The sequence below is a fragment of the Nocardia sp. NPDC057272 genome, assembly GCF_042668615.1.
Taxonomy (GTDB): domain Bacteria; phylum Actinomycetota; class Actinomycetes; order Mycobacteriales; family Mycobacteriaceae; genus Nocardia.
In genome coordinates, this window is record NZ_JBHUYK010000003.1 from 419,892 (window position 1) to 425,952 (window position 6,061).

A 6,061-nucleotide genomic window follows, 5' to 3' on the forward strand; every position below is an offset into this window, starting at 1 on the left:
GTCCGGCCGAACTCGGTTCGGCGAACCGGTCCGGCGTTCAGCAGGCAGGACGGCTACTGGCCGGCAGGCGGGAAGCCGGGCAGGACCACCGGGGGCAGGGTGGGCAGCACCACCGGCGGGAGCCCGGGGACGACGGTGAAGGTGTTGGGGCCCTGGGACGGCGGCGCGGCGGTGGTTTCCTCGGCCTGACGCGGATTGACCGGTGGCGCGGCGACGGTTTCGTGCTGGGCCTCGGTGGTCGCGACCGAGGCCGTCGTCGGGCCGACCGCGGTGGGGCGCGGCGCGGTAGTGGCGGGGACGGCTTGCGAACCATCGCTCGACGAACCGCGCTCGAGCACTTCGGGGCCGTAACCGAGGCCGAGGCCGATCGCCGCGACCACCACCAGCGAACTCACCGTCAGCACCGCCACGTTCAGTTCCCGGCGGGAATGCGCGCGGCTGGTGAGTGCGCTGAGCGGGCGACGACCACGGGTCGGCGCGGTGAGCCAGGCGGGGGTGGCGTCGTCGTGGTCGCCCACCGGGATCGGCGCCGGGGCCACGGGAGCCTGCTGGACCTGGGCGGGGCGGGCCAGCAGCGCGGCACCGCGGGCCAGCGCCGTCTCCGGCTCGGCGGGCACGATCACCGGCACGCCGATCGTGCGCTCGAGCACGCGCGCGATCAACGGAATCCGGGCGCCACCACCGAGAACCAGCACCGCCTGCACCGGATGCTGCGCGCGGATGATGACATCGCGGGTCATCCGGGCCGACGACTCGATCGCCAGCATCATCAGCGCTTCGAAATTCTCCTGTGTGAGCAGCACCAGGCCCTGCTCGCTGGGTAGGGCCACCGCGTTGCTGTTGGACAGTTGCTCCTTGGCGGCCCGGCACAGACCGTCGAGGGCGGCCAGGCCCGCCGGGTCGGCCGGATGCGCGATCCGGCCCGAGGCGATCTGCTGCTCCCTGATCAGCGAATCCAGGTAGTCGCCGCTGATATCGCTGATCCGCTCGCACTGGTACACATCGCTGGTGCGGGCGTTGATCACGCTCACCGTGAGACCCGAACTGCCCAGGTCGTAGACGGCCAGGGTGGACACTTCCCGCATATCGCTGGTGGCATGGGCGAAGTGCACGGCGGCAACGGCTTCGGGAACGAGCTGGTAGTTCGTGAGCTGGCGTCGCGCCATCGCCGCGCGGACCGCCCTGGCCTGCGGTTCGCTGCGGAAGGTGATGGTGGTGGCGGCGATCTCCGGCGACGCGGCCAGCGTGGCGGCGATCGCGTCGGCGGCGGACTCCTCGGCCTGCTGTTCCGGCATCGAGATCGATTGCACCTCGAACGAATACGGCGGAACGGAACCGTGCGGGCCACCGTGCTGCGGCCGCGCGAGGCGCACCGTCCCGGCCCCCACCGATATTCCCAGAACCGAACTCATCCGCTGCCCATCTCGTCCGTGCTGCACGACATGCGAGGGACTGCGATAACGCGGACCGAAATCCGCCCAGCCCCCGCTTGGCTCGTTACTCTACGGGGTGCCGAGTCCGGCGTATACCCACCCGGCCGCACGCCAGGTAGTGCTGTCCAAGCAGTTGCGACCGTCGATGATCGAACGGGACCGTACCACCGGGTCGAGGTCGGCCGGCGTCAAAGCGGTGAATTCGTTCCACTCGGTAAGGACCAGCACCACATCGGCGCGATCACACGCCTCCGAGACCGAGGTGGCGTAGTTCAACGTGGGGAACACCCGGCGCGAATTCTCCACTGCCTTGGGGTCGTACACGGTGACGACGGCGCCGTGCAGCTGGATCATCCCGGCCACGTTCAAGGCGGGCGAATCGCGCACATCATCGGATTCGGGCTTGAAGGCCGCGCCGAGGACCGCCACATTCGCGCCGAGCAGGGAACCCCCGCAGGCACGGGCGGCCATGTCGACGACCTTCGTGCGGCGGCGCATGTTGATGTTGTCGACCTCGCGCAGGAACGCCACGGCGTGATCGGCGCCGAGCTCACCCGAGCGCGCCATGAACGCGCGGATGTCCTTGGGTAAGCAGCCGCCACCGAAACCGAGTCCGGCATTGAGGAACCGGCGGCCGATGCGGGCGTCGTAGCCGAGCGCGTCGGCCAGCATGGTCACGTCGGCGCCGGTGGCCTCACACACTTCCGAGACGGCGTTGATGAACGAGATCTTCGTCGCTAGAAAGGCGTTCGCCGAGACCTTCACCAATTCGGCGGTGGCCAGATCGGTGAGCAGGAAGGGGATCTCGGCGGCGATGAGGTCGGCGTAGATCTCACGGATGTGCTCCTCTACCCACGCCGAACGTTCGCGGGCATGGTCGAGACCGAGCACGAGGCGATCGGGGCGCAGGGTGTCTTGAACCGCGAAACCCTCGCGCAGGAACTCGGGGTTCCAGGCGACCTCGACGTCGACCTTCGCTTGCTCGCGAGCCCGAATGCCGAGGGCGGCGGCGGTTCCCACCGGGACGGTGGACTTGCCGACGATCATCGCCGGGCGTTCCAGCATCGGGGCGAGCGTATCCACCACCGCGTGCACGTATTTCAGATCGGCGCCGTACTCGCCCTTCTTCTGCGGTGTCCCGACCCCGAGGAAGTGGACGTCGGCATGGGCCGCGGCATCGGAGTAATCCGTGGTGAACCGCAAACGGCCGGCGGCGAGGTTGCGTTGCAGCACTTCCTCGAGTCCCGGCTCGTAGAACGGCACCACACCATCGGCCAACTTGGCCACCTTGCCGGGATCGACGTCCACCCCGACCACGTCGTGTCCCAACTCGGCCATACACGCTGCATGCGTGGCTCCGAGGTACCCCGTTCCGAAGACTGTGCATCGCATAGTTCTGTTGGTAAGCGGCGCGCGTGGCTACGCCGCGTCAGCGAGGCAAGAGGGGGCGCAACATCTGGTGTACAGGGGGAAACGCGAGCTGGGGTGATCGACGTGAACGTCTCTCACCTGCGGAAATGCGATAGCTGGCGGGTGCACGGTTCGGATCGTCGGCCTGCACTCGTGGCGAGCCGCCCGGGTTCGCGGGGATTGGCATAATCGTGCGGGATCGCATGAACACGCCATCGTGGATGGAGCATTGACTGTGCGTCGGGTCCTGTTCGCCACGGGTGGATCGCTGATGGTGGTGCTGATCGCGGTGGTCGCGTTGTGGCCGGTGTATGTGCGGCCGCGCACGGACGACCCGCAGGTCGCCGACGCGATTCTCGTTCTCGGTGGGGCGCACGACGGGCGCGAACAACTCGGGCTGCGGTTGGCCGCGCAGGGGTACGCGCCACGGGTCCTGATCTCCAACCCCTACGAACACAGCCCGATGGTGAATCGAATCTGCCACGGGGGCTACAGCTTCGAGGTGATCTGCTTCGACCCGAGTCCGCGCACGACCCTCGGCGAAGGTCGAGAACTGGCGCGCCTGGGGGCCGACTGGGACCGCGTCATCGTGGTCACCTTCACCCCGCATATCTCCCGGGCCCGCTACATCCTCGGTGAATGCTGGGATGGCGAGCTGCTGTTCGCCGACCCGGAACCGCAGCTCTCGCCCGCTCGCTGGGCTTGGGATTACGCGTATCAGTCGGCGGGATTCGTGAAGGCCTGGTTCGCCGACTGCTGAACGCGTAAGGCCCCGCTCCGAAGCGGAGCGGGGCCTTACGCGGGAAAACTGGTGGGGGTGAGCCCGATCAGTTGGCCGGAGCGAGCTCGGGAGCCGGAGCCGCGACTGCCTTCGGCTTGTCGGCCCACACGGTGGTGCCGTCCGCAGCCTGCATGACGTTGAGCAGCTCGAAGCCGGCGACCAGCATGGTCGGACCACCGATGGCGATCATGCCGAGCACTCCACCGACTGCGGCACCGGTGCCGAAGCCGGGGACGCAACCAACAACCGGAAGAACGAAGAAGCCGATAGCGCAGCCCGCGATGGCGCCGATGGCCGTACCGACGAACGTGCCGATGGCGGTGCCGATGCTGAACTTGCCGGCGAAGTCGTTGATCGCCTTCTGGTTCTCCTGAGCCGAGGCGATCTCCTGCCCCTTCAGGACGGGCTTGACCGCGACCGGGTTGGCCGCCACGTCCACGCCGGCCGGCTTCTCCGGGGTCAGCGAGAGCACGGTGGAGTCCTTGGCGACCTTGACAGCGGTCGGGATCTCGGTGCCGTTGATCGCGAAGGCGATCGGCAGCGCTACAACGACGCCACCTCGGGAGTCCTTGATCTCGGCGACCTTGGTCTTGGGCGCTTCAGGGGTCTCGCCAGCCTGCTCGACGACCGAGAAGGTGCCGTTCTTCACGGTGGCGACAACGGTCTTGTCAACCAGCTTGACCGAGTATTTGATGTCCTGCGGTGCCTCTTCGGCATGAGCGGTGCCCATGGCCACGGTCATCGCCCCGATAACCAGCGCGGCAGCCGCAGTGGTCCTACGGAAGTTCATTCAGGTTCCAATCCATCAGGTGTGGTGCGGTGTGCGATCCAGCGACACGCGAGACTCGTCAAGTAGGCATCCCTATGAGATGTCCCCTACTTCTCCCCGAGCAGTGTGAAGACCGGCACAGCATGCAGAACAGCTGGAGCCTAATGTACTGAATCCCCTGAGGCCAGAAGGAATTTCGATGGGCTTAGTAAGCCTGACCTTAGCTTCGCCGCAGTTCACGCACGGTTTACGGTGTTCAACAGTCGTTACGGAAACCCCGTGGCAAACTTTTTTGTGATATTGCTCACAGGCAAACCACAGGTCAAGTCCCAGTAAACAAGGTCAGAGCGCAAATGCCGATCCTACGGTGGACACCGGTAGTTACTGGCCGGTAACTTAGTGGCGGTTACGATACGAGCAACCGGGTGAGGTCTCCTCGCTCAGACCCTCGTGTTGCCTCGAAAGAAAGGTCGCGACATGAATGCCCTGACTATCACGTTGGGCACGATTGGAGCTGTGCTCAGCCTGTTCTGTTGGGCGTCGTTTATCGGCGGCGCATGGAACATCGGCAAGGCCATCACCATCGGCCAGACGGCCCCCGATCGTTGGCGACCGTTCTTCCCACGGTTCAAGAACATGTTCGTCGAGGTCGCGGCCCACACGCGGATGAACAAGTTCCGCACGGTCGGCTGGGCGCACTGGCTGGTGATGACCGGCTTCATCCTCGGCGCGATCCTGTGGTTCGAGGCCTACGGCCAGACCTTCGACGGCTCGTTCCACTGGCCGATCATCGGCAACTGGGCGATCTACCACCTGGTCGACGAGATCCTCGGCATCGGCACCGTGGTCGGCATCGGCGCGCTGATCATCATCCGTCAGCTGAACCACCCGCGGATCCCCGCGCGCCTGTCGCGGTTCAGCGGCTCCAAGATGGCGCCCGCCTATGTCATCGAGACGATCGTCTTGATGGAGGGCCTCGGCATGATCTTCGTCAAGGCGGGCAAGATCGCCACCTACGGCCACGGCCACGCCTCGACCGACTTCTTCACCATGCAGATCGCCAAGCTGCTGCCCGCGAGCCCGACCATGGTGTCGATCTTCGCGTTCATCAAGCTGATGTCGGGCATGGCCTTCCTGTACCTGGTCGGCCGCAACATCACCTGGGGCGTCGCCTGGCACCGGTTCTCGGCCTTCTTCAACATCTACTTCAAGCGCGAGGCCGACGGCAGCGTCGCCCTCGGCGCGGCCTCGCCGATGATCTCCAACAGCAAGGTTCTCGACATGGAGAACGTCGACCCCGAGGTCGACACCCTGGGCGCGGGCCGCATGGAGGACTTCTCCTGGAAGGGCTGGCTCGACTTCACCACCTGCACCGAGTGCGGTCGCTGCCAGTCGCAGTGCCCCGCCTGGAACACCGGTAAGCCGCTCTCGCCGAAGCTGCTGATCATGTCGCTGCGCGACCACGGTTACGCCGCCGCCCCGTACCTGCTGGCCGGAGGCCGCAAGGACGCCGGTGGCGACGAGGTCGGTCTGGTCGACGCCGACGGCAAGCCCGACGAGGCCGCGCTGGCCAAGATCCCCGAGGCCGCGCGTGCGGAGGCGGATCGTCCGCTGGTCGGTGGCGAGGACGTCCACGGCATCATCGATCCCGAGGTGTTGTGGTCGTGC

Annotated in this window: 4 protein-coding genes and 1 pseudogene; 2 read left to right on the plus strand and 3 right to left on the minus strand. The window is 66.4% G+C overall.

Annotated features, from left to right (window positions below; genetic code table 11):
• Window positions 1–53: 53 nt before the first annotated feature.
• Both ACFULV_RS07225 and ACFULV_RS07230 read right to left on the minus strand, forming a co-directional pair.
• Entirely contained in the window at window positions 54–1,412 is a 1,359-nt protein-coding gene (locus ACFULV_RS07225; RefSeq protein ID WP_378653978.1) for an Hsp70 family protein, read from the minus strand.
• Between the two features lie 90 nt (window positions 1,413–1,502).
• Window positions 1,503–2,825: a UDP-glucose dehydrogenase family protein gene (locus tag ACFULV_RS07230; protein ID WP_378653980.1), complete on the minus strand. Its 1,323-nt coding sequence runs from the start codon at window positions 2,823–2,825 to the stop codon at window positions 1,503–1,505.
• A gap of 253 nt (window positions 2,826–3,078) precedes the next feature.
• On the opposite strand from ACFULV_RS07230, the gene ACFULV_RS07235 reads away from it, so the two are divergent.
• Window positions 3,079–3,603, plus strand: a complete 525-nt coding sequence (locus ACFULV_RS07235) for a YdcF family protein (protein ID WP_378654032.1) — start codon at window positions 3,079–3,081, stop codon at window positions 3,601–3,603.
• A 67-nt stretch (window positions 3,604–3,670) separates the two neighbouring features.
• On the opposite strand, the gene ACFULV_RS07240 is transcribed toward ACFULV_RS07235, so the two are convergent.
• Window positions 3,671–4,414: a hypothetical protein gene (locus ACFULV_RS07240; RefSeq protein ID WP_378653983.1), complete on the minus strand. Its 744-nt coding sequence runs from the start codon at window positions 4,412–4,414 to the stop codon at window positions 3,671–3,673.
• Window positions 4,415–4,870: 456 nt separating this feature from the next.
• Here ACFULV_RS07240 and ACFULV_RS07245 point away from each other — a divergent pair.
• Window positions 4,871–6,061: pseudogene (locus ACFULV_RS07245) on the plus strand (Fe-S oxidoreductase); the annotation flags it as partial.